This is a genomic window from Granulicella sp. WH15 (assembly GCF_009914315.1).
Lineage (GTDB): Bacteria > Acidobacteriota > Terriglobia > Terriglobales > Acidobacteriaceae > Edaphobacter.
The window spans coordinates 495,727-516,393 of record NZ_CP042596.1 but is presented as its reverse complement, the minus strand read 5'-3'; the positions used below and the strand labels follow the sequence as shown (position 1 = coordinate 516,393).

The 20,667-nt window shown below is 64.1% G+C and carries 21 protein-coding genes and 1 other RNA gene; 19 read left to right on the top strand and 3 right to left on the bottom strand.

The window, feature by feature from the left end; all coding sequences use genetic code 11:
* Positions 1–78: 78 nt before the first annotated feature.
* An RNA gene (gene ffs / locus FTO74_RS02245) (signal recognition particle sRNA small type) lies at positions 79–176 on the bottom strand.
* A gap of 41 nt (positions 177–217) precedes the next feature.
* On the opposite strand from ffs, the gene FTO74_RS02240 reads away from it, so the two are divergent.
* The 11 genes from FTO74_RS02240 to FTO74_RS02190 all read left to right on the top strand — a co-directional run bounded on the left by FTO74_RS02240 (position 218) and on the right by FTO74_RS02190 (position 12,167).
* Positions 218–2,089, top strand: a complete 1,872-nt coding sequence (locus FTO74_RS02240; protein ID WP_162536682.1) for a hypothetical protein — start codon at positions 218–220, stop codon at positions 2,087–2,089.
* A gap of 330 nt (positions 2,090–2,419) precedes the next feature.
* Positions 2,420–3,439, top strand: coding sequence for a pectinesterase family protein (locus FTO74_RS02235; protein WP_162536681.1), 1,020 nt, complete (start codon positions 2,420–2,422; stop codon positions 3,437–3,439).
* Positions 3,440–3,489: 50 nt separating this feature from the next.
* Positions 3,490–3,633: a DUF3309 family protein gene (locus tag FTO74_RS02230; RefSeq protein ID WP_162536680.1), complete on the top strand. Its 144-nt coding sequence runs from the start codon at positions 3,490–3,492 to the stop codon at positions 3,631–3,633.
* Between the two features lie 59 nt (positions 3,634–3,692).
* Positions 3,693–5,153: a GH1 family beta-glucosidase gene (locus FTO74_RS02225; RefSeq protein ID WP_345933917.1), complete on the top strand. Its 1,461-nt coding sequence runs from the start codon at positions 3,693–3,695 to the stop codon at positions 5,151–5,153.
* Between the two features lie 9 nt (positions 5,154–5,162).
* Positions 5,163–6,371: a glycogen synthase gene (glgA, locus tag FTO74_RS02220; protein WP_162536679.1), complete on the top strand. Its 1,209-nt coding sequence runs from the start codon at positions 5,163–5,165 to the stop codon at positions 6,369–6,371.
* Positions 6,372–6,459: 88 nt separating this feature from the next.
* Complete coding sequence (locus tag FTO74_RS02215) at positions 6,460–7,611, top strand: FUSC family protein (RefSeq protein ID WP_162536678.1); 1,152 nt, start codon at positions 6,460–6,462, stop codon at positions 7,609–7,611.
* 473 nt (positions 7,612–8,084) lie between these two features.
* Positions 8,085–9,854, top strand: coding sequence for a 30S ribosomal protein S12 methylthiotransferase RimO (gene rimO / locus FTO74_RS02210; protein WP_162536677.1), 1,770 nt, complete (start codon positions 8,085–8,087; stop codon positions 9,852–9,854).
* Between the two features lie 218 nt (positions 9,855–10,072).
* Entirely contained in the window at positions 10,073–10,345 is a 273-nt protein-coding gene (locus FTO74_RS02205; RefSeq protein ID WP_162536676.1) for a hypothetical protein, read from the top strand.
* Positions 10,342–10,566 carry a DNA gyrase inhibitor YacG gene (yacG, locus tag FTO74_RS02200; RefSeq protein ID WP_162536675.1) on the top strand — a complete coding sequence of 75 codons (225 nt, stop codon included), beginning with the start codon at positions 10,342–10,344 and terminating at the stop codon, positions 10,564–10,566. The genes FTO74_RS02205 and yacG overlap by 4 nt, the downstream gene beginning before the upstream one ends.
* A gap of 19 nt (positions 10,567–10,585) precedes the next feature.
* Positions 10,586–11,074: a phosphatidylglycerophosphatase A gene (locus tag FTO74_RS02195; protein ID WP_162539651.1), complete on the top strand. Its 489-nt coding sequence runs from the start codon at positions 10,586–10,588 to the stop codon at positions 11,072–11,074.
* Between the two features lie 43 nt (positions 11,075–11,117).
* The gene (locus FTO74_RS02190; protein WP_174242205.1) at positions 11,118–12,167 is read left to right on the top strand and encodes an IPT/TIG domain-containing protein; all 1,050 of its coding nucleotides are present in this window, start codon (positions 11,118–11,120) and stop codon (positions 12,165–12,167) included.
* 328 nt (positions 12,168–12,495) lie between these two features.
* Here the strand turns inward: FTO74_RS02190 and FTO74_RS02185 are convergent, their stop codons facing one another.
* Entirely contained in the window at positions 12,496–13,245 is a 750-nt protein-coding gene (locus FTO74_RS02185) for a hypothetical protein (protein WP_220399061.1), read from the bottom strand.
* A gap of 171 nt (positions 13,246–13,416) precedes the next feature.
* On the opposite strand from FTO74_RS02185, the gene FTO74_RS02180 reads away from it, so the two are divergent.
* The 5 genes from FTO74_RS02180 (at position 13,417) to ftsY (ending at position 17,806) form a co-directional block, all read left to right on the top strand.
* Positions 13,417–14,673, top strand: coding sequence for a competence/damage-inducible protein A (locus FTO74_RS02180; RefSeq protein ID WP_162536673.1), 1,257 nt, complete (start codon positions 13,417–13,419; stop codon positions 14,671–14,673).
* A gap of 200 nt (positions 14,674–14,873) precedes the next feature.
* Entirely contained in the window at positions 14,874–15,125 is a 252-nt protein-coding gene (locus tag FTO74_RS02175; protein WP_162536672.1) for a hypothetical protein, read from the top strand.
* A 48-nt stretch (positions 15,126–15,173) separates the two neighbouring features.
* Positions 15,174–15,788 carry a glycerol-3-phosphate 1-O-acyltransferase PlsY gene (gene plsY, locus FTO74_RS02170; protein WP_162536671.1) on the top strand — a complete coding sequence of 205 codons (615 nt, stop codon included), beginning with the start codon at positions 15,174–15,176 and terminating at the stop codon, positions 15,786–15,788.
* Positions 15,785–16,777, top strand: coding sequence for an NAD(P)H-dependent glycerol-3-phosphate dehydrogenase (locus FTO74_RS02165; RefSeq protein WP_162536670.1), 993 nt, complete (start codon positions 15,785–15,787; stop codon positions 16,775–16,777). Before plsY ends, FTO74_RS02165 begins: the two co-directional genes overlap by 4 nt.
* 30 nt (positions 16,778–16,807) lie before the next feature.
* Positions 16,808–17,806, top strand: coding sequence for a signal recognition particle-docking protein FtsY (gene ftsY / locus FTO74_RS02160; protein ID WP_162536669.1), 999 nt, complete (start codon positions 16,808–16,810; stop codon positions 17,804–17,806).
* A 254-nt stretch (positions 17,807–18,060) separates the two neighbouring features.
* Here ftsY and FTO74_RS02155 read toward each other — a convergent pair whose 3' ends face one another.
* Positions 18,061–18,507, bottom strand: a complete 447-nt coding sequence (locus FTO74_RS02155) for a DUF6249 domain-containing protein (protein WP_162536668.1) — start codon at positions 18,505–18,507, stop codon at positions 18,061–18,063.
* 101 nt (positions 18,508–18,608) lie between these two features.
* On the opposite strand from FTO74_RS02155, the gene FTO74_RS02150 reads away from it, so the two are divergent.
* Genes FTO74_RS02150 through ribD form a run of 3 tightly spaced genes read left to right on the top strand, consistent with a single transcriptional unit; the run spans position 18,609 to position 20,652 of the window.
* A complete protein-coding gene (locus FTO74_RS02150; protein ID WP_255462453.1) occupies positions 18,609–19,178 on the top strand; it encodes a sigma-70 family RNA polymerase sigma factor in 570 nt (189 codons plus the stop codon).
* The gene (locus tag FTO74_RS02145; RefSeq protein WP_162536667.1) at positions 19,160–19,525 is read left to right on the top strand and encodes a hypothetical protein; all 366 of its coding nucleotides are present in this window, start codon (positions 19,160–19,162) and stop codon (positions 19,523–19,525) included. Before FTO74_RS02150 ends, FTO74_RS02145 begins: the two co-directional genes overlap by 19 nt.
* Positions 19,492–20,652, top strand: a complete 1,161-nt coding sequence (gene ribD / locus FTO74_RS02140; protein ID WP_255462452.1) for a bifunctional diaminohydroxyphosphoribosylaminopyrimidine deaminase/5-amino-6-(5-phosphoribosylamino)uracil reductase RibD — start codon at positions 19,492–19,494, stop codon at positions 20,650–20,652. The genes FTO74_RS02145 and ribD overlap by 34 nt, the downstream gene beginning before the upstream one ends.
* Positions 20,653–20,667: the final 15 nt, after the last annotated feature.

The window sequence follows — 20,667 nt, the reverse complement described above, 5'->3', positions numbered from 1 at the left end:
ATTTGCGGCAACGCGCGGGACAGGCACTTTGTGTGCGTTTTTCGGCGGGGTTACTTTTTTGGAAGGGGTAGGAGGAAAGTGCACCGGGCGACCTACTGCGCCCATACTAGCCCGTTACCGTTGCTTCCTTCCGGACCTGGCGGGGTTGGCGGGATTACGTCGCGTAGGACCCGGCACAAGGACAAGTCTACCATCGAGTGAGGGGACGGACCAAACGATGGCGATGACGTTGGAGGAAGTGCTGGGTGTGTATCGCGGACGGCTCGCGCACTTCGAGGGGGAGAAGCGGGCGGCGGAGCGGCGGCGGGGCGAGGTGCGGTGGGCGATGCTGCTCGTGCTGGCGGTGGTGGCGTGGCGGGCGAGGATGGCGTTTCTTGGAGTAGGCCCGGTCTGGGAGGTGTTATTGCCGCTGGCGGCGGAGGGGGCGCTGCTCTGGTGGTATCTGGAGCTGGAGAGCAGGCTGGGTCGGGTGGGGCGGTTGCTGCTGCATACGGATCGGGCGATTGAGCGGGCGGACGAGAGGGTGGTGCAATCGGGCCGAACAGGTGAAGTGTTCCGAGAAGCCCTTCACGCGAAGCGTCGAGAACCGCACGAAGTGCCGCCCGCCCGGCGTGAGGGCGCTTTTGCTTCTGAGCATTTGTACGAGCGAGATCTAAACGTACTGGGAGAGGCTTCCCTCTTCGGCCTGATGGCCACGGTGCGGACGGGGCTGGGCGAGCGGGGGCTGGCGCGGTATTTGCTGGAGCCGCCGCCGGGGGCTACCGGGAAGGACTCCTTTGCCGAGAACATGAAGCGGCAGGATGCGGTGCGGGAGCTGGCCCCGAAGGTGACGCTGCGCGAGGAGATCGCGGTGATGGGGACGAGCCGGTTCCAGCAGGTTCCGGCGAACTTCTTCGACGAGTGGCTGGAGGCTCCGGCGCCGGTGGTTGCGGGCTGGTATCGCGTGGCGCTAGCGATAACGGCGGTGCTGCTGACGGGGCTGCTGATAGCGACTCTGGCGGGCGTGGCGGGCATGATGCCGAACCTGCTGGCCGTGGCTGCGATCCAGATGGCTCTGGCGTGGCGGCTGCGGGCACGCCTGACGCCGATTCTTGAGTCTACGGTCAGGCTTTCGAACCACATCCAGCTCGTCTCCGAGGGGCTGGCGGTGATGCAGAAGGAGAGCTTCGAGGCGGAGAAGCTGCGGGATTTGCAGGCCACGCCTGCGGACGCGGTGCGGCTGCTGGCGCGGCTCCAGAACCAGGTGGCCGTGGTGCAGCAGCGGGATAAGGGCGTGTTCATGGCCGTGTCGCTGTTGCTGGCCGGAGGGACGCAGGCGGGGATCTCGATTGCCAATTGGAAGCGGGCGCACGGGGCGGCGATGCGCGGATGGCTGGATGCGTGGTCGGAGTTCGAGGCGCTGAATGCGGTGGCTACGTATGCGTTCGAGCATCCCGAGAATGTCTATCCGGAGCTGCTGCCGCCAGACCACGCCGCGGTCTTTCAGGGCACGGCCATCGGGCATCCGCTGCTGCCGCGTGGGGGCTGCGTGGTGAACGATGTGACGCTGAATCCGGCGAATAGGTTCTACCTCATCAGCGGGTCGAACATGGCGGGCAAGAGCACGCTGCTGCGGGCGATCGGGCTGAACGCGGTGTTGGCGTATGCGGGCGCTCCGGTGCGGGCGGCGTGCCTGCGCCTCTCGCCGATGCGGATCGGGGCTTCGCTGGCGCTGATCGACTCTCTGGCTGAGTCCAAGTCGAAGTTCATGGCGGAGGTGGAGCGGCTGGCGGCGATTGTTCGGCTGAGCGAGAGTGGGCCGGTGCTGTTTTTGATCGACGAGCTGTTCAGTGGAACGAACTCGAACGACCGGCGCGCGGCGGCGGAGGCGGTGTTGACCGCTCTGCTGAAAAACGGGGCGATTGGAGCCCTATCCACGCACGATCTGGCGTTGACCTCGCTGGCCGATGGCGAGAGCTATGGGCGGAATGTGCATATGGCCAGTCCGGATGATGAGGACCCATTGGGGTTTGATTATCGGCTGAAGACAGGGGTGAATCGGAGTTCGAATGCCTTGGCGATTTTGAGGATGATGGGGTTGGAGACTTAGGGCGGGCCAAGATCTATGGCAGGGAAAGGAAAGCATACCTCGGGGGCTAAAGCCCGCTTCTGTGTGTGTTTTTAATGTCCGGGCTGAAGCCCGGACCTACCCCAGAAGCAAGAGCAACAGCAGAAGCAGATTCCTCCGCTTCGCTCCTGAATGACAACCAAGAGAACAGGCAACAGCAAAGGCAAAGGCGCAAGCAACGGCAAGAACAGCGGCGGCTCGCTGCCTACCGGTGGAAGGCCCTCAGGAGATCATCCCGCCCATTCCGCATTGAGGACCGCACGAGGTGCCTCGTAGTTGTCAGTTGTCGCGGGTGGGCGATAGGCTTGCGTCATGCGCTTGATTGGACGGACCACTTTGCTGGTGATCGGGTTTGCGGCCTCTGCCGCGGGCTATGGACAGGATGTACACGTGCGGGTCTCGCACGGAGTCAAGGCCGTCGTCGATGGGGCCAACGAGTTTCCGACGATCCAGAACGCGCTCGACCATCATCCCTTCCCCGGACCGGGCGGGCGGGTGTATTTGGAGATCGAGCCGGGCACCTATCACGAGCGGATCATCGTGACCCAGAACCACTGGAACGTGACCCTGGTAGGCAAGGGCGAGAAGCCCGAGGACGTCGTCATCACCAACTCGCTGAACGCGAAGGTAGCGGGCGGCACGTTCTTTACCGAGACCGCCGAGATCAACGGCGAGGGCTTCGCGGCGGTGAACCTGACCATCGAGAACACGGCGGGCAACACCGGGCAGGCCGTGGCCGTCGCGGTGCGGGCCGACAAGGCGGTCTTCAAGCACGTTCGGCTGCTGGGCCATCAGGACACGCTCTTTGCCGACTACGGCCGCCAGTACTACGTGGACAGTTACATCGAGGGCGGAGTGGACTTCATCTTCGGCGACGCCACCGCCGTCTTCGACCGCTGCGAGCTGCACTCGAACGGGCCGGGGGCGCTGACGGCGCAGTCGCGCACGCGGGCAGAGGAGACGACCGGCTACGTGGTGCTGAACTCGAAGGTGACCAGCGGGTTGGACCACTCGGCTCCGGGCAAGTCGCCCGTGATTACGCTGGGGCGGCCCTGGCGGGCGTTCGCGCGAACCGTGTTCATCAACACCGAGCTGCCTGCGGACCTGAATCCGCTGGGCTTCACCAAGTGGGCCAAGCGCGAGAGCGAGACGACGGCGTGGTACGGCGAGGCCGGATCGACCGGGCCGGGCGCGACACCGGAGATGCTGGCGCAGCGGTCGGACTGGGCGCACAAGCTGACTCCGGCTGAGGTGAAGAAGTTTATGCCGAAGGCGTTCCTGGCCGGGAAAGACAAGTGGGACCCGGTGGCCGCAGCGGCAAAGCTACCCTAGAGTTGACCTATTTCCTCCAACCCTGCATCTCACCCTCCAGAGGTGACACGATGCTGATTCTGCTGATTGTCTTGATCCTGGTCTTCGGCCTGGGCGGCTACAGGATGGGCCCCGGCCTGGGGTACTACGGTGGCGGCAGTCTGTCGCTGATTCTTACGATTGTGCTGATCCTGCTGCTGCTCAAAGTGATCTAGCCATTGCACGCACGAGATACAATCCGGAGGCCGGGTGATGCCGGCCTCCGGAGTGATTCATGATGAACGCACGCTTCTCTCGACGATCCTTTGCGCGCCTGCTGGGCCTGAGCGCGAGTGCCGCTTCCCTGCCCCTCCATGCACTTGGAAGTGCGCCGCCGACCGGCTCTGACCTGGCGGGCGGACGGTTTCCCGAGGGCTTCGTCTGGGGCTCGGCTACGGCCTCCTATCAGGTGGAGGGTGCGGTGCGCGAGGATGGGCGTGGGCCTTCAATCTGGGACACCTTCTCGCACATGCCGGGTAAGACGCATAACGGCGATACGGGCGACATCGCCGACGACTTTTATCATCGCTACCTCGATGACATCGCATTGATGAAGGAGCTGGGGCTGAAGGGCTTCCGCTTCTCGATCTCGTGGTCGAGGATCTTTCCGACCGGAACTGGTGCGGCCAATCCGAAGGGCTTCGATTTTTACGACCGCATGATCGATGCGTTGCTGGCGGCGGGGATTCAGCCCTACTGCACGCTGTATCACTGGGATCTGCCGCAGGCGCTCGAGGACAAGGGCGGCTGGCAGAACAAGGACACCGCGAAGGCCTTTGGCGAGTATGCCGGGGTTGTGGCGAAGCACCTTTCGGATCGCGCAAAGCAGTTCATGACCGTGAACGAGCTGAGCAGCTTTGTCGATATCGGCTACCGCGAAGGGAGGCACGCGCCGGGGTTGCGGCTGGATCGGGGCAGGCACGCGCAGGTGGCTCACCATGCCGTGCTGGGGCATGGGCTGGCGGTGCAGGCGATCCGCGCCAACGCGAAGCCGGGGACGAAGATCGGGCTCGCCGATAATCCGGCCGCGATCTGCCCGGTGATCGAGACGCGGGAACATCTCGAAGCAGCGTCGCGGGCGTTTCGCGAGGAGAACGCCAAGTTCCTGACCGTCATCATGGAGGGCAAGTACACCGAGCAGTACCTGCGCGGGCTGGGAGCGGATGCGCCGAAGTTTACCGATGAGGAGCTGAAGACCATCGGCTCACCGCTGGACTTTGTGGGGCTGAACGTCTATGGGCCGCACTGGGTGCGGGCGTCCAGCTCGCCCAAGGGATACGAGATGGTGGAGTGGCCCGCGTCGTATCCGCATATGCTTTCGGACTGGCTGCACGTGGGGCCGGAGTCGCTCTACTGGGTGCCGAAACATACGCATACGCTGTGGGGCGTCAAAGAGATGTACATCACCGAGAACGGCTGCTCGGCAAGCGACGTGGTGAACAACCAGGGGCAGGTTCTGGATACCGACCGGGTGATGTACCTGCGGAACTACCTGACGCAGTTGCACCGGGCGGTAAGCGAGGGCGTGCCGGTGAAGGGGTACTTCCTATGGAGCCTGCTCGATAACTACGAGTGGGCCGATGGGTATGACCGCCGGTTCGGCATCACGCATGTGGACTTCAGGACGCAGAAGCGAACTCCAAAGCTGAGTGCGGAGTTTTATAAGGCTGTGATTGCGAGAAATGGGCTGGCATAGGAGAGAGCAATGCGGATTGGTTTGATGACGCGGGAGTATCCGCCGCAGGTGTACGGCGGGGCGGGCGTGCACGTCGAGTATCTTTCGCGGGAGCTGGCGAAGAAGATCGAAGTAGAGGTGCACTGCTGGGGCACGCAGGAGAGCGACGCGGGTAACCTGCATGTGCGTGGGCTGGAGCCACCTCCCGAGATCTCCGGCGATACGAAGGAAAAGTTCAAGGCTGCGGTCGATGCGCTGGCGCTGAATCTTTCGCAGATGAAAGAGCTGGGCAGGATCGACCTGGTGCATACGCATACGTGGTACGTCTCGATGGCAGGGTTTCTGGCCAAGAAGCTGTATGGCGTTCCGTTTGTGCTGACGACGCATTCGCTGGAGCCTTTGCGGGCGTGGAAGGCCGAGCAGTTGGGGTCTGGGTATGCGATGTCGAGCTGGATGGAGCGCACCGCGATCCTCGATGCGGACGCGGTGATCGCGGTCTCGAACGGCACCAAGGCCGATGTGCTGAAGGCTTATCCCGAGGTAGACCCGGCGAAGGTGCATGTGATCTACAACGGCATCGACCTCGACCAGTATCGGCAGACCGATGCGACCGATGCTCTGGTGAAATACGGGATCGATCCGGCCAAGCCCTACGTGCTGTTCGTGGGGCGGATTACGAGGCAGAAGGGCGTGACGCATCTGGTCGAGGCGATTCAGTATCTGCCCGCGGGGACGCAGGTGGTGCTGTGCGCGGGCGCGGCGGATACGCCCGAGATCGCCGTCGAGATGCGGGAGAAGGTGGCCGCGGCGCGGAGGCAGAACCCCAACATCTTCTGGATCGAAGACATGGTGACCAAGGCGGATGCGATTGAGCTGTACTCGCACTGCGCGGTCTTCTGCTGCCCGTCGGTGTACGAGCCATTCGGGATCATCAACCTCGAAGCGATGGCCTGTAAGGCCCCGGTGGTGGCTTCGGCTACGGGCGGGATTCTGGAGGTGGTGGTCGAGGGGGAGACAGGGTATCTGGTGCCGTGGGAGGCCGATCCCGTGACGACGTTTCCGGCCGATCCGGCGCGGTTTGCGAAGGATCTTGCGGGGCCGATTGCGGCTTTGCTGGCGGACCCGGAGCTGGCGAAGAAGATGGGTGAGGCCGGGCGGAAGCGGGTGGAGGAGAAGTTTGGGTGGGGAGCGATTGCGGATCAGACGATTGCTCTCTATCAGAAGCTACTGGCGAAATGACGCTGCTTCTACGCGAAGCGTCGAGAACGGTACGAAGTACCGCCCGTCCGGCGTGAGGACGCTTTTGCTGTTACATCATAAGGGGTGAGTGGCTGAGGTGATCTCCAATCCGTCCGGCGTGACTGAGGCCAAGGCCCCGCACAGTCCCTTCTTCGCCGACCTGTACACCTTCGACTGGTGCGCGCTGACGCTGCACACGGCTCTGATTACGAGCGTGCCGGTGGTGATCGCGCTGGTTGGCGGGGTGCTGGTGGGTCACCCCTCGGCCGGGCTGATCGCGGGCGGCGGCGCGATGACGATCGGCTTCGGGCTGAACCAGCGCATCTCCGACTCGCGGCTGATGCCGATGATCTTCGCCACGCTGGCCATGGCGGTCTCCACGTTCATCGGGATGCTGGCCGGGCACACGGGCTTTGGGCTGGAGATTGCCGCCACGATCTACGCATTCGTCTACGGGCTGCTGACCGCGCAGGCCGCGGGGATCTCGTGGGTCGGGCAGCAGGCGGCAGTGGTGCTGCTGGTCACCTCGGCCTTCCCCGCCGATGCCTACCACGCGATGCAGCGGGCTCTGCTGACGCTGGCGGGCGGCGCGTTGCAGATTGGCCTGACCAGTCTGTTTTTGCGGATACTGCCGGAGCTGCGGCACGATCTGGCGGTGCTGCCGCAGGTAGGCTATGCCGGGGTGGGGCAGGTGCGGCACCATCTGGGGACGGCGCGGGTGCTGCGCCGTCTGCGCGGGCTGCCGAAGGCCCTGCCGCACCTAACGCGAGCGGCCAGCGTGACCTTTGCGGTGCGAATGGCCGTGACGGTGGGGCTGGCGTCGGAGCTGTATCGCTGGCGCGGGGTGCAGTCGGGGTACTGGATTCCGATGACGGCGCTGCTGGTGCAGAAGCCCGCGTTCTTCGAGACGCTGGTGCGGGGCGCGATGCGGGTGGCGGGGACGCTGGCCGGGGCGGTGCTGTCGACGTTTTTTCTGGTGCATATTCATCCCGACCCGTTGGTATTGGCGATATTGGCGGCGTTCTTCGCGTTCTGCGCGTTTGCTACCAGTTCGGTGAACTATGGGCTGTTTTCGCTGTTTTTGACCTCGTATATTGTGTTTTTGCTGTCGCTCAACCAGTTGCCGGGGCCGGTGATCGCGGAGAGGCGGGCGTATGCGACGATGGCGGGCGCGGCGGTGGCGCTGGTGATTCATCTGGATGCGCTCAGGCGGCATCGGAAAGATCCGTCCAATACCTAAAGCGAGAATCTTTCTTTCCGACCAGCGGGAGGACCACGCGAAGCAGTAAAAAGGCGTGTGAACGCCCGCCCTCCGCGCAGGAGGCCCGTCCGGCAGGACAGGTTTGTGGCGGGGATAGGTCGGGCCTTCAGCCCTCATCTCTCTACTCATGCGATTACCTAGGGCTTCGCCCTAGGCTGGTATAGAACGCGCCTTCAGCGCTAAGGGCAACAGCAACAACAGAAGCAGATTCCTCCGCTTCGCTCCTGAATGACAACCAAGAGAACAAGCAACGACAAGAACAAGGGCGAACAAAAGAACAGGCAACGGCAGGAACGACGGCTGTTCGCTGCCGCCCAGCGGGAGGCCCTCAGACGATCATCCCGCCCATACCACCCCGAGAACCGTACGAAGTACCCGACCATCGGGAGGCCCCATGCGGATAATTCCCCCTTACCTCCCCGAAAACGGCACGAAGTGCACTAAACTGAAGTGTGTCTTCTTCTTTGCTTATTGACGATGTGGTGGTAGCAACCGCCAAGCCCAAGGTTGGGTTTGTTTCGCTGGGCTGCCCCAAAAACCTGGTTGACTCCGAAGTGATGATGGGGTTGCTGCACCACAACGGCGCCGAGCTGACCCCCAGGGCCGAGGACGCCGAGATTATCGTCATCAATACGTGCAGCTTCATCGACTCGGCCAAGCAGGAGTCGGTGAACACCATCCTCGAGATGGTGCAGCACAAGACCGAGGGCCGCGCCAAGCGGGTGATCGTGGCCGGGTGCCTGGTCGAACGCTACCGCGACGAGATTCAGAAGAACATCCCAGAGGTCGATGCGGTCGTCGGCACGGGCGAGTTGGAGGCGATTCTGGCGGCGGCTGGGCTGACGCCCTCCGGGCACACGAAGAACTCGCCTTTTCAGATTCTTCCACAGGATTTTCAACAGCCTCAGATTGCCGCTCACACGCAGGAAGACCTTTCGTTGCTACCAGATGCGCTGGTCAACGAGACTTCCGTGGCGCGTGAGTCCGGGCAGAATGTCCACACCCAGCAACTGGTGAGCCGGGCGGCTTCGGCGGTCTCGCAGCACTCGCGGCCGCTGGCCGATCCCGAGGCGGATCAGGAGATCGCACCGCAGCTTCGGATTGTGCAGTCCCTGGCCGAGACCGGCACCACGCACGGCGACGAGGCTCTGGCGCACGAGGGCAATCATGTAACGACCTCGCGCCCCGAGGGCGATCTGCGCCAGCAGCAGGGACGGTTCTCGCGCGAAGGCTGGGACGGCGCGACCGCCGCGCTGCCGGAGTACCTGTACAACGACGCCACGCCGCGCATCCTGACAACGCCGCGGGCCTCGGCCTACATCAAGATCGCCGAGGGCTGCGACCACCCTTGCAGCTTCTGCATCATCCCGCAGCTACGCGGCAAGTTCCGGTCGCGGCGGATGGGTTCGATCATCGCCGAGGCGCAGAACCTGATCGCGCAGGGCGTGCGGGAGATTACGCTGATCGGGCAGGATACGACCTGCTACGGCGAAGATTTAGGCCTGAAGGACGGGTTGGCGCAGTTGCTCGATGCGCTGGCCGTGCTGCCGGGGCTGCGCTGGCTGCGGTTCCTGTACACGTACCCGAACAAGGTGACGACGCGGCTGCTGGAGACGATGGCAAAGCACGACACCATCGCCAAGTATCTGGACGTGCCGTTGCAGCACGCGAGCCCTTCCGTGTTGAAGACGATGAAGCGCGGCGGCAACGCGGATATCTTCCTGGAGCTGATCGCGAAGGCGCGGGCGACGGTGCCGAACGTGGTGATCCGGACGAGCTTTATCGTCGGCTTCCCCGGCGAGACCGAGGCCGATTACAAGCTGCTCGAGGAGTTCGTGAAGGCCGCGAAGATCGACTGGCTGGGCGTGTTCACGTACTCGGACGAAGAGGGTGCGCGCGCCTTCGAGCTGCCGGATGAGACCAAGGTGCCGAACCGGACGATCCAGGCGCGGCGGCGCAAGCTGATGAAGCTGCAACAGAAGATCTCGACCGCGGCGAAGGCCGAGTGGGTGGGCCGGGAGATCGACCTGCTGGTCGAAGGTCCGAGCGAGGAGACGGACCTGCTGTGGGAGGGACGGACCTCGCTACACGCGCCGGAGATCGACGGCAAGGTCTTCATCAACGACTTTGGGCCGCACGAGGAGCTGGTGCCGGGCACGTTCTACCGGGCCGAGATCACCGAGGCCCATGACTACGATGTAGTGGCAAGGATTCTGGGGTAAGATCGGACCAACGATGAATCGCGCCTGCACAGTATGTCTTATGGCAACCCAGAGCCGCTCGGCTCTGCGGATTGGTGCGATTCGAATTACCTCGATTATTAGCTGTGGCGCTCCGTAGAGTCCAACCTTCGCGTTGTGAACTCCGGAGCCGCCATCGCTAACGATGGCGGCTCTTCTCTTTGTCCGCAAGACAGCCCTCAAATACAAGGAATCAGCTTATGGAATGGAAGTTTCAGCTCACCGCCGCAGCCCGTCCGCGCGTCCTCTCGCGGGTGATGCAGCTCTTCGATCAGCAGAGCCTGAACGTCCGCTCGCTGGTCTTCACGCAGACGGCGGAGGTGATCGTGATTCAAGCTCTGGTGGAGGTGGAAGCGGCGCTGGCGCAGCGTTTGCAGGCGAAGCTCTATCGCCAGATCGACCTGCGAGAGGTGATGCTGACGGCGTGCGAGGAGCGGCTCAGCGGTATCATTGAAGAGAAGGTTATGCCATGAGTCAAGCACCGAAAGCGCTCTTTTGTCCGATATGCCGGAAGGTCGTTCTTGCGACCGATCCGGACTTTCCGTTTTGCAGCGAACGTTGCCGGGTGATCGACCTGGGCAAGTGGGCCTCGGGCGGGTACGTCATCTCGTCGCCGATCCACGACCCCGACCTGCTCGATGAGCTGGAAGGGCTGCGGGATCGGCAGCATAAGACCAGAACGGACGAGGACTAGCGTGGCGCGTCAGGTTCCGATGGATGTGCGGGCGCTGGGCGGCAAGAAGACCCTGTGGGCCTGGGCGGTGGGGACGTTCTTCGGGGCAGGGCTGATGAAGCCCGGGCCGGGGACGTACGGGTCCGTCGCGGCGGCGCTGTTGTGGTTTGGGGCGATGCACCTGTGGCAACCCATCCATGCGGCGTGGTGGACGCTCGCGGCGGCTCTGGTGGCCACGGCTGTGGGGATTCCGGCGGCTACGATTGTGGCCAGGGAGTCGGGCCGGGATGATCCGGGGCATGTGGTGATCGACGAGGTCGCCGGGCAGTTGTTCGCGCTGATCGCGATTCCGGCGGACTGGCCTCATGCGCTGGTGGGGCTGCTGCTGTTTCGGCTGTTCGATATCACGAAGCCACCGCCGGTCAGAAATCTGGAGAGGCTGCACGGCGGCGTGGGCATCATGCTGGACGACGTGGCCGCAGGGCTGCTGGCGCTCGGGGTAGGGCACCTGATCCTGTTGTGGCGATAGGGCGGGTTGCGCCGGGGCGGGCGGCGGCTTAGTCTCGTGCCAGATGAGTATGAGCACTGTACCGAAGTTGACGAGGGTGTACCCGGCGGCGGCGATGCCGGGTGGAGAGATTCATGTGGTGGGGACAGGGCTGGAGGCGCCGATCCGGGCAGAGATCGCCGGGGTTGCGGCCACGGTGACGCTGAGCAGACCGACTCGACTGACCGTGAGAGTGCCCGAGGGCGCGGGGCCGGGGGAGATCGTCGTCACCAACGGGGCGGGGCGGTCGAATGGGCTGCGGGTGAGCGTCGGGGTGGCGATGTCCGGGAGCCTGCATCCAGTGGCGAATCCCGCCGTGGACCGGGCGGGCAATGTGTACGTCACGCTCTCCGGCTCGCGTGGGCAGCAGACGCCGGTGTCGGTCTTTCGGCTAAGCCGGGACGCCGAGGGCGGGTTCGAGATGAGGCCGTTTGTGCGGGAGATTCTGAACCCGACGGGGATGGCGTTTGGGCCGGATGGCTACCTTTACGTAAGCTCGCGGGCTGAGGGGACGGTCTACCGGGTGACTCCCGATGGCGAGACCTCGACCTTTGCCGAGGGGCTGGGCGTGGCGACGGGGATCGCGTTCGACCGCGAGGGGGCGCTGTACGTCGGCGACCGGTCGGGGACGATCTTCAAGATTCGTCCAGCGGCTCATGTGGAAAACCTGGGGCTGTTTGAGGATAACGAGGCCGGATTGCCGCAGGAGACGTTTGTCTTTGCCACGCTGGAGCCTTCGATGGCGGCATACCATCTGGCGTTCAATGCGGCGGGAACGCTGTTCGTGACCGGGCCGACTACCTCTTCGAATCAGGCGATTCATGCGATCGACCGCGATGGCAATGCAACGGTCTTCTTCCGGGGGCTGGGGCGTGCGCAGGGGATGGCGTTCGATGCGGCGGGGGATCTGCTGGTGGCGGCCTCGTGGCAGGGGGAGCGCGGGATTGTGCGGATTACGCCGGAGGGGGAGGCTTCGATAGCTCTGGCGGGGAATGATCTGGTGGGGCTGGGGCTGTTGCCGGATGGGACGGCGGCGGTGGTTACGCGGGATTCTGCGTATTGGGTGGTTTTGTAGAGGGTTGATCCCGACCAGCGGGAGGGCCGATGCCTTTTGAGTCATCGAGACAAGGTATACGCGTCACGAAGTGACCGCCCTCCGCGCAGGAGGCCCGTCCGGCAGGACGTCTTTGCAGTTTTTGAAGAAAGCATACCTCGGGGCTAAAGCCCGCATTGGTGGCGAGTTTTAATGTCGGGGCTAAAGCCCCGACCTACCCCAGAAACAACAGCAACAGCAAAAGCAAGAACAAGGGCAGAAGCAGATTCCTTCGCTTCGCTCCTGAATGACAACCAAAAGAACAAACAACGGCAAAACCAAAAGAGCAGGCAACGGCAGGAACAAGGACTTATTGGCCGCGTAGCGTCTGGGAGAGCCTTTGCAGGCTCTGCGGGTAGATGCGGATGATGCCGCCGCGTGGGCTTTCGATGTCGGCGATGAGGAAGCACGAGATGGAGATGAGCAGCGGCAGCACGAGGAAGAGCTTGGACGACGGGCGGTTGGCTCCATAGCCGACGAGCATGGCGGAGCAGAGGGCGATGGTCGCCAGCAGCGCCCAGGCCGCGAGCGGGATGCGGTTATACCGTCCGGCCAGGGTGGAGTCCTGCGAGCTGAATACGTCGTTCATCCCGGCTACGGCGAGCGAGGTGATGGGGGTGGGAGTCGAAGCGGCAGCGGCCCGGATGACAGACCAGAGCTTCTCCTCCACCTGGTCCGTGGGCTTGTCGAGCTGCTGGTGGGCTAACTCGAGCGAAGGGGCAGTGTAGAAGGAGATGCGGAGGTCGATGTACTGGAGGAGCAGGGGCTTGATGCGGTCGGCGTCGCCGACGGGGAGAAGCTCGGCGCGCAGGTACTCGGTGCCGATGGCGTTGGCTTCCGCCTGTTCGAGGTCCTTGCGTTGGTCGTAGCGGGAGATCGCCATCGAGAAGCTAAAGCCGATGATGAGGCCGAGGATCGCGAGCGAAGATGAGGTGATGACTCCGAGGTCGGAGTGGAGGTTTTCCCCAGCGTCCTGGCGGCGGCGAAGGAACATGCCCGCTCTCGTGGCGGCAAGAAGCAGGACCAGCGCGACGAAGAACACGAGGGTGGAGTTGTTCAAGGCATTCATAACATTGGGGGCGCGGCTGGATGTGAGTGTACAGGGGGCGTGCGGATTTCCTGGTGCAAATTGTTTGCCGGTTTTGGGAGCGGAAGCGCATCCTATAAATGCTTAGTAAAAATACCGATTCTCAATGCTTAGTAAAAATCAGGATTCAAGACTTAGGAACTTATGATTGCGGAGATTATTGCGGTCGGGTCAGAGATGCTGACGCCGTTCCGGGTAGATACGAACTCGCTTTACCTGACCGAAGGCTTGAACGATCTCGGCATCACGGTGGGCTTCAAGACGATTGTGGGCGATAGCCTGGAGCACCTGACCGGCGCGGCTCGCAATGCGCTGGCGCGGGCGGATGTGGTGATCTTCTCGGGCGGCCTGGGGCCTACCGAGGACGACATGACCCGCGAAGCGGCGGCCGGGGCGCTGGGCATCGAGCTGCTGGCCGATCCGGCGATTTTGACCGGACTGTACAAGCGGTTTGCCGAGCGGCGGATCGCGATGACTCCGAACAACGTGAAGCAGGCCGACGTATTGGACGGCGCGGAGATTCTGCCGAACGGCAACGGCAGCGCGCCGGGGCAGATGCTCTTTACCGCCTACGAGGGCAAGGAGCGGGTGATAATCCTGCTGCCGGGGCCGCCGAAGGAGCTGAAGCTGATGTTTACCGAGCAGGTTCGGCCGCGTCTGGCGAGCAGGCTGCCCGCACGGTTCATCGCCCGGCGACAGGTGAAGATGGCGCTGATGCCGGAATCCACGGTGGACTCGCGAACGGCTCCGATTTATACCCAGTACCCGGACGTGGAGACGACGATTCTGGCTCATTCGGGGGAGATTCAGCTCCATTTTGAGTGCTCGAAGGCCACGCTGGCCGAGGCGCAGGAGCGGGTGGACGAGGTGGTGAGCCGGGTGGAGCACGAGATGGACGAGGACGTCTTCTCGTCGCACGGCGAGACGCTGGAGGAGGTCGTGCTGCTGATGCTGGGGATGCGCAACATGACCCTGGCCGCCGCCGAGAGCTGCACCGGAGGCATGTTGGCGCAGCGGCTGACGAGCGTGGCGGGCAGCTCGCGCTACTTTCTGGGCGGGGCGGTGGTGTACGCACCGGAGCTGAAGACGACCTTCGCGGGGGTTCCCGAGGAGCTGCTGGAGCGCGAAGGGACGGTCTCGGAGGCGGTGTCGCGGGCGCTGGCGGAGGGGATTCGGGAGCGTACGGGAGCTTCGATTGGTGTGGGGATTACGGGCGTCGCCGGGCCGGGGCCGGGTGAAGGTCTGGATGCGGGCAAGCCTGCCGGGCTGGTTTATCTGGCGATTGCCGACGAGCTGGGGACCGAAGTGAAGGAGCTGAATCTGGGGGCGAACGACCGGGAGCGGGTGCGGTGGTGGTCGACGCAACATGCGCTGGAGCGGGTAAGAAGGCGGCTGCTGTAGTCGTTCCTCCGCTGGGCGAAGAGCAAGGCGAAACGGGGATAAAAAGGGAACCTTGAGAGCTTTGCTTTTCACGCGAAGCGTCCAGGGCTGCACGAAGTGCCGCCCGCTCGGCGTTAGGGCGTTTTTGCAGTTGCGTCTCAATAGCGGGAGGAGTTGAAGAAAGCATACCTCGGGGCTAAAGCCCGCGTTGGTGGTGGGTTTTGAATGTCCGGGCTAAGCCCGGACCTACCCCAGAAACAACAGCAAGGACAAAAGCAGAAGCAGATTCCTCCGCTTCGCTCCTGAATGACAACCAAGAAAACAAGCAACGGCAAACAAAAAACAGGCAACGGCAGATGCAGGAGCAATCAACGGCAACAGCCGATCCTTGGGTGGCGGGCCAGAAGACGGTTTTCCTGCTGGAATCGCTCATCCTGACCGCAATCACGCCTGCCTTATCTGTCTCTTGCTAAGATCATGAAGCTGTTTATGACTCTCGAACCCTTTGGACTCTCTGGCCTATGACCTCCTGGCTTCTCCCTCTCGCGATTGCTTATCTGCTGGGCTCGATCCCGTTCGGCTACCTGCTGGTGCGGGTGTTTCGGCATGAGGATATCCGGGCGAGCGGCAGCGGCAACATCGGCGCGACCAACGTGGCGCGCTCCGGAGCCAAGGGGCTGGGGCTGGCGACGCTGCTCCTCGACCTGCTGAAGGCATACCTGGCCGTGATGATCGCGCTACGGATGGGGCATGGCAACTACGACCTGGCCGTGGCGGCCGGGGTCGCGGCTATCCTCGGGCACTGCTTTCCGGTGTGGCTCGGCTTTCGCGGCGGCAAGGGCGTGGCCAGCGGGCTGGGGGTCTTTCTGGCGCTGACGCCGCTGACCACCCTTTGCGCGTTAGGGGTCTTCCTGGTCATCTTTCTGCTGACGAAGTACGTCTCGCTGGCGTCGATCCTGGCGGCCTGCGCGCTGCCCGTCTTTGCCTACTTCCTGGTCCCGGTGCGAACACCGATCGCCATCGCGGGCTTCCTGTTCATCCCCCTCCTCATCGTGGTGAAACATCACCAGAACATCCGCCGTCTACTGGCGGGCACCGAGAGCCGCTTCGGCTCTGGAAAGGCCGTGGCATCATGAGCCGCATTGCCGTGCTGGGAGCCGGTGCCTGGGGCACCGCGCTGACGATCTCGCTGGCTCGCCGCGGAGGCCACGAGCTGATCCTGTGGTCGCACTCCGAGACGCTGGCCGAGCAGATGCGCGAGACCGGCGAGAACCTGACCTATCTGCCGGGGTACACCGTGCCGATGGACGTCGAGGTGACCTCCGACCTGCCGGGCGCGATCTTCGAGGCCGACGTGCTGCTGTGCGTGACTCCGGCGCAGCACCTGCGCGGCATGTTGATGGAGATTGCGCCGCTGTTGACGCGCAACCAGATCATCGTCTCGGCCAGCAAGGGCATCGAGAACGACACCTATCTGCGCATGACGCAGGTGATCGCCGCGCTGACGAATAATCCGGCGGGCGTGCTGAGCGGGCCGTCGTTCGCGCAGGAGGTGGCCGCCGGGCTGCCGACGGCGGTGGTAATCGCGATGAACGACCCGAAGCTGGCGGTGGGGATTCAGAAGGATTTTTCGTCGCCCTCGCTACGGCTGTACACCAACGACGACGTGACCGGCGTGGAGCTGGGCGGCGCGCTAAAGAACGTGATCGCGCTGTCGTCGGGCGTGATCCACGGGCTGGGGCTGGGCTCGAATACGGCAGCGGCGCTGATAACGCGGGGCATCGCGGAGATTACTCGGCTGGCCGTGGCCTGTGGCGGGCGCAGGCAGACCCTGGCCGGGCTGGCCGGGATGGGCGACCTGGTGCTGACCTGCACGGGAGCGCTCTCGCGCAACCGCTCGGTAGGAGTGGAGCTGGGGCGCGGACGCAAGCTGCCGGAGATTCTGGCGGGGATGAACGGTAAGGTCGCCGAGGGCGTCAAGAGCACGGCGGCGGCGCTGGGGCTGGCGGCGCGTTACGCGGTGGAGATGCCGATCACCGAGCAGATGGACGCGATCCTGCATCGGGACAAGAGCCCGAAGGACGCGATCCGTGAGCTGATGTCGCGGCCGGGGCGGGAAGAGTAAGGCGGGATTGGTTGTTAGACTGGAACTGGTATGGCCTTCAACTTCTTCAAGCGCAACCAGAGTTCCGATAGTTCTGACGCAGAGCCAGAGAACAAAGCTCCGGAGACGGAGCAGCCGCGCGGCTTTCTAAGCCGCATGCGCGAGGCCGTGACCCGGACTCGCGAGAGCTTCTCGGAGTCGATCGGGCAGGTGCTGGCGCTGACCCGTGAGGTCGATGAATCGACCTTGCAGAGCCTTGAGCCGGTGCTGCTGGCCGCCGATATCGGCACGCCGACGACGCTGCTGATCCTTGAAAACCTGCGCCAGCGGGCGCTGCGCACAGGCATCGAGGGCGGCGTGGAGCTGAAGGCTCTGCTGAAGACCGAGCTGCGGGCGATCCTCGACGGCGTGGCCCAGCCGATCCGGCACCCGGATACGCCGCCCGAGGTGGTAATGATGGTCGGGGTGAACGGTACGGGTAAGACGACGACCTCCGGCAAGCTGGCCGCGCACTTTACCGCGCAGGGCCGCTCGGTGCTGCTGTGTGCGGCGGATACCTTCCGCGCGGCGGCGATTGAGCAGCTCGAGGTGTGGGCGCAGCGGTCGGGGGTACAGATCATCAAGACCAAGCAGGGCGGCGACCCCTCGGCGGCGCTTTATGACGCTTGTACGGCGGCCAAGGCGCGGGGCACGGATGTGCTGATCGTCGATACGGCCGGGCGTCTGCATACGAAGTCCGACCTGATGAAGGAGCTGGACAAGATGCGGCGGACGGCGGAGCGGCTGGTTCCCGGCGCGCCGCACCAGACGCTGCTGGTGATGGACGCGACGACGGGGCAGAACGGATTGCAGCAGGCACGGCTGTTTACCGAGGCGGCGCGGGTGACCGGGATTGTGCTGACCAAGCTGGATGGGACGGCGAAGGGCGGGATCGTGCTGGCGATTGCGACCGAGTTGAAGCTGCCGGTCATTTACGCGGGAACGGGGGAGAAGATCGAGGATCTGATTCCGTTCGACTCGGAGAGCTTTATCAATTCGCTGATCGACTAAAGTTATCGCGGAGAAAAAAGAAGCACGCGCAGCGTCGAGAACCGCACGAAGTGCCGCCCGTCCGGCGTGAGGACGATGTTGCTTGTTCTTTTGGTTGTCATTCAGGAGCGAAGCGGAGGAATCTGCTTCTGCCGTTGCTGTTGCTTCTGGGGTAGATCGGGGCTTTAGCCCCGACATTAAAAACAGCCGCCGATGCGGGCTTTAGCCCCCGAGGTATGCTTTCTTCACACCGGCCCCAAACCATTTGTTGACCACTAAAGATCCTCAGACAGCTCCGAGGAAAACTTTTCGAACTCACGCCTCTGCATCCAGTAATCGACGACGAAACCCAGGCCGATGGCCAGCGGGATGAGGCCGGCGGCGGCCCCCGTCAATATCTCCCTGACGCGCAGAATGGCTGCCAGCGAGGTGAAGAAGACGATAAGGCCGATGCCCACCGAGATCAGCACCACGGCTGCCCGGCGTGCGTTGCCGAGGCTGCGCAGCGGGTTCTTGGGAGCCTGCAACGCCTCTTCCTGCCTCTTGAGCAGGCGTTCGATATCGGGGATGGGCACTCCGCGGGCCAGCAGTGCCATGCGGTCCTGCGAGCGGAGCCGGTTGGCGTGGGCCTGCGACATGATTCCGGCGACAATGGCGACGATGGCGACCGCGAACGCGCCGAGCGGAATGATGAACGGACTCAGGAAAAAGGCTGCGTGCATGAGAGACTCCTCTTCTTTCTGCCCGCGTTAGACCGGATGAGGGATTGAAAGTTTCACCGGCGAGGATGAAACTTTGAGGCCAGAGGCAGGTCTAACCCGACTTGGACGCCAAGGACCAATCCGATCAATTCGAGCAGCTTGTGCGCGAGCATCAGGCGATGGTCTTCCGCACGCTGCTGCGGTTGACGGGCTCGCGCGAGCACCTCGACGACCTGGCGCAGGAGGTCTTCCTGCGTTTCTATCGGGCAATGGCGGGGTTTCGCGGCGAGGCACTGGTGACCACGTACCTCTACCGCATCGCCGTCAACGTAGCGCAGGACGAGTGGAAGCGCAGGCGGCGCGAGCGGCAGGAGACGGTCTCGCTCTCGGACGACGTGCAGGAGTGGGAGAACCGGCTGCCTCACTCCGGCCGCGACGCCGAAGAGCAGATGGAGGATCGCGAGTTTCAGCAGGTGGTGGAAGCGCAGTTGGCGCTTCTGAGCCAGGTGGAGCGGGCGGTGCTGGTGCTTTACCATCAAGAGGAGCGCAGTTATGAGCAGATTGCGGTCGCGCTGGCGATGCCGATTGGAACCGTAAGGACGCACCTGCATCGGGGACGCAAGAAGCTGCGTGAGGGCCTGAAGCAGTGGCGGGCGCAGGAAGGGAGAGCACCATGCGAGAAGGTTTCGTGAAGACGACGATGCAACCCGATGCGCCAGACCGGCAGCTAGACCGGAGAATCGTCGCAGCGCTGGAGCAGCGGCCCGAGGTCGCGATTGATGCCGGATTTGCGGCCCGAGTCGCGACCAGAGTGGCGGCGCGGGTGCCTCGGCAGCGAGCCGTGCAAAAGGCGCTGACGCCTGTGGTCGGGCGGCGGGTTGGCATGGTGGCGCTGGTGGTTCTGCTGGTGGCGATGACGGCTGCGGCACCAGCGTCGGCTGGCCACTCTGTGGCGGCGCTGGCCGTGGAGTGGAGCCTGTGCGTGGAGTTCCTGGGAGTGGCGTTGTGGCTGGGGTTGACCTCGCGGAGTTCGCTATAGCCTCCCCTTCGACACGCGAAGAAGATATGCGCTGGATGGAGCGCGCGGTGGCGCTGGCGCGGGCGAGCGTGGGCTTGGCCTCGCCGAACCCGCAGGTGGGCTGCGTGCTGGTGCGGGACGGCGTGCTCATCGGCGAGGGCGCGCATGTGTACGAGTTGCGCGATCATGCCGAGATCGTCGCACTGAAGCAGGCGGGCGACGCCGCGCGCGGGGCCACGGCTTACGTGACGCTGGAGCCGTGCAGCCACCACGGACGCACCGGCCCGTGCGCGGATGCGCTGATCGCGGCGGGAATCGCGCGCTGCGTGGTGGCGACCGCCGACCCCAATCCGCAGGTGAGCGGGCGCGGGCTGGCCCGGTTGCAGGCTGCGGGTATCGAGACGCTGGTGGGCGTGCTGCAAGAGTCGGCGCGGGAGATGAACGACGCCTTCGCCTTCTCGATCCAGCACGGCAGGCCGTTCTGCACGCTGAAGGCGGCGCTTTCGGTGGAGGGCCATCTGGCACCTCCGCCCGCCGAGCGGAAGACGTCTGCGCCGCACTGGCTGACGGGGCCGGAGTCGCGGACCGAGGTGCAGCGGATGCGGCACGGCTCGGACGCACTCATCACCGGCATAGGGACGGTGCTGGCGGACGATCCCGCCCTGACCGACCGCACCGGAAGGCCACGGCGGCGGCCTCTGCTGCGCGTTGTGCTCGATAGCGAGCTGCGGATTCCGCTGTCGTCGCAACTGGTGCGCTCGGCGCAGGGGGATGTGCTGGTGGTTTGTGGGGATCAGGCTCGGGGCGGCGCGGGGCTTGAGGCTGCCGGGGTTGAGGTGCTGCGGGTGCGCTCTGCGACGGGACGGCTGGATCTTGCGGCGGTGCTCGGGGAGCTGGCGCGGCGGCAGATTCTATCGGTGCTGGTGGAGGCTGGATCTCACGTCAATGGGGCATTTCTTGCGGAAGGGCTGATCCAGAAGGCCGTGCTGTTCTACTCCGAGACCGAGCTTGGCGAGGGCGCGGTGCCGTTCGCCGAAGGGGGCGTCAGCCCGTTTCTGCTGGAGCAGCGTATGCGCCGGGTACAGAGGACGCTGTTCGGGACCGATGCCTGCGTGACCGGATATCTGGACGATCCCTGGGAGGCGTAGTCCCGCCGAAGTACA

Bases quoted from the DNA above. Each gene is read 5' to 3' on its own strand.
- FTO74_RS02240 (WP_162536682.1), top strand. From the start codon at position 218: ATGGCGATGACGTTGGAGGAAGTGCTGGGTGTGTATCGCGGACGGCTC.
- FTO74_RS02235 (WP_162536681.1), top strand. From the start codon at position 2,420: ATGCGCTTGATTGGACGGACCACTTTGCTGGTGATCGGGTTTGCGGCC.
- FTO74_RS02230 (WP_162536680.1), top strand. From the start codon at position 3,490: ATGCTGATTCTGCTGATTGTCTTGATCCTGGTCTTCGGCCTGGGCGGC.
- FTO74_RS02225 (WP_345933917.1), top strand. From the start codon at position 3,693: ATGATGAACGCACGCTTCTCTCGACGATCCTTTGCGCGCCTGCTGGGC.
- glgA (WP_162536679.1), top strand. From the start codon at position 5,163: ATGCGGATTGGTTTGATGACGCGGGAGTATCCGCCGCAGGTGTACGGC.
- FTO74_RS02205 (WP_162536676.1), top strand. From the start codon at position 10,073: ATGGAATGGAAGTTTCAGCTCACCGCCGCAGCCCGTCCGCGCGTCCTC.
- yacG (WP_162536675.1), top strand. From the start codon at position 10,342: ATGAGTCAAGCACCGAAAGCGCTCTTTTGTCCGATATGCCGGAAGGTC.
- FTO74_RS02195 (WP_162539651.1), top strand. From the start codon at position 10,586: ATGGATGTGCGGGCGCTGGGCGGCAAGAAGACCCTGTGGGCCTGGGCG.
- FTO74_RS02190 (WP_174242205.1), top strand. From the start codon at position 11,118: ATGAGTATGAGCACTGTACCGAAGTTGACGAGGGTGTACCCGGCGGCG.
- FTO74_RS02180 (WP_162536673.1), top strand. From the start codon at position 13,417: ATGATTGCGGAGATTATTGCGGTCGGGTCAGAGATGCTGACGCCGTTC.
- plsY (WP_162536671.1), top strand. From the start codon at position 15,174: ATGACCTCCTGGCTTCTCCCTCTCGCGATTGCTTATCTGCTGGGCTCG.
- FTO74_RS02165 (WP_162536670.1), top strand. From the start codon at position 15,785: ATGAGCCGCATTGCCGTGCTGGGAGCCGGTGCCTGGGGCACCGCGCTG.
- ftsY (WP_162536669.1), top strand. From the start codon at position 16,808: ATGGCCTTCAACTTCTTCAAGCGCAACCAGAGTTCCGATAGTTCTGAC.
- FTO74_RS02155 (WP_162536668.1), bottom strand. From the start codon at position 18,507: ATGCACGCAGCCTTTTTCCTGAGTCCGTTCATCATTCCGCTCGGCGCG.
- FTO74_RS02145 (WP_162536667.1), top strand. From the start codon at position 19,160: ATGCGAGAAGGTTTCGTGAAGACGACGATGCAACCCGATGCGCCAGAC.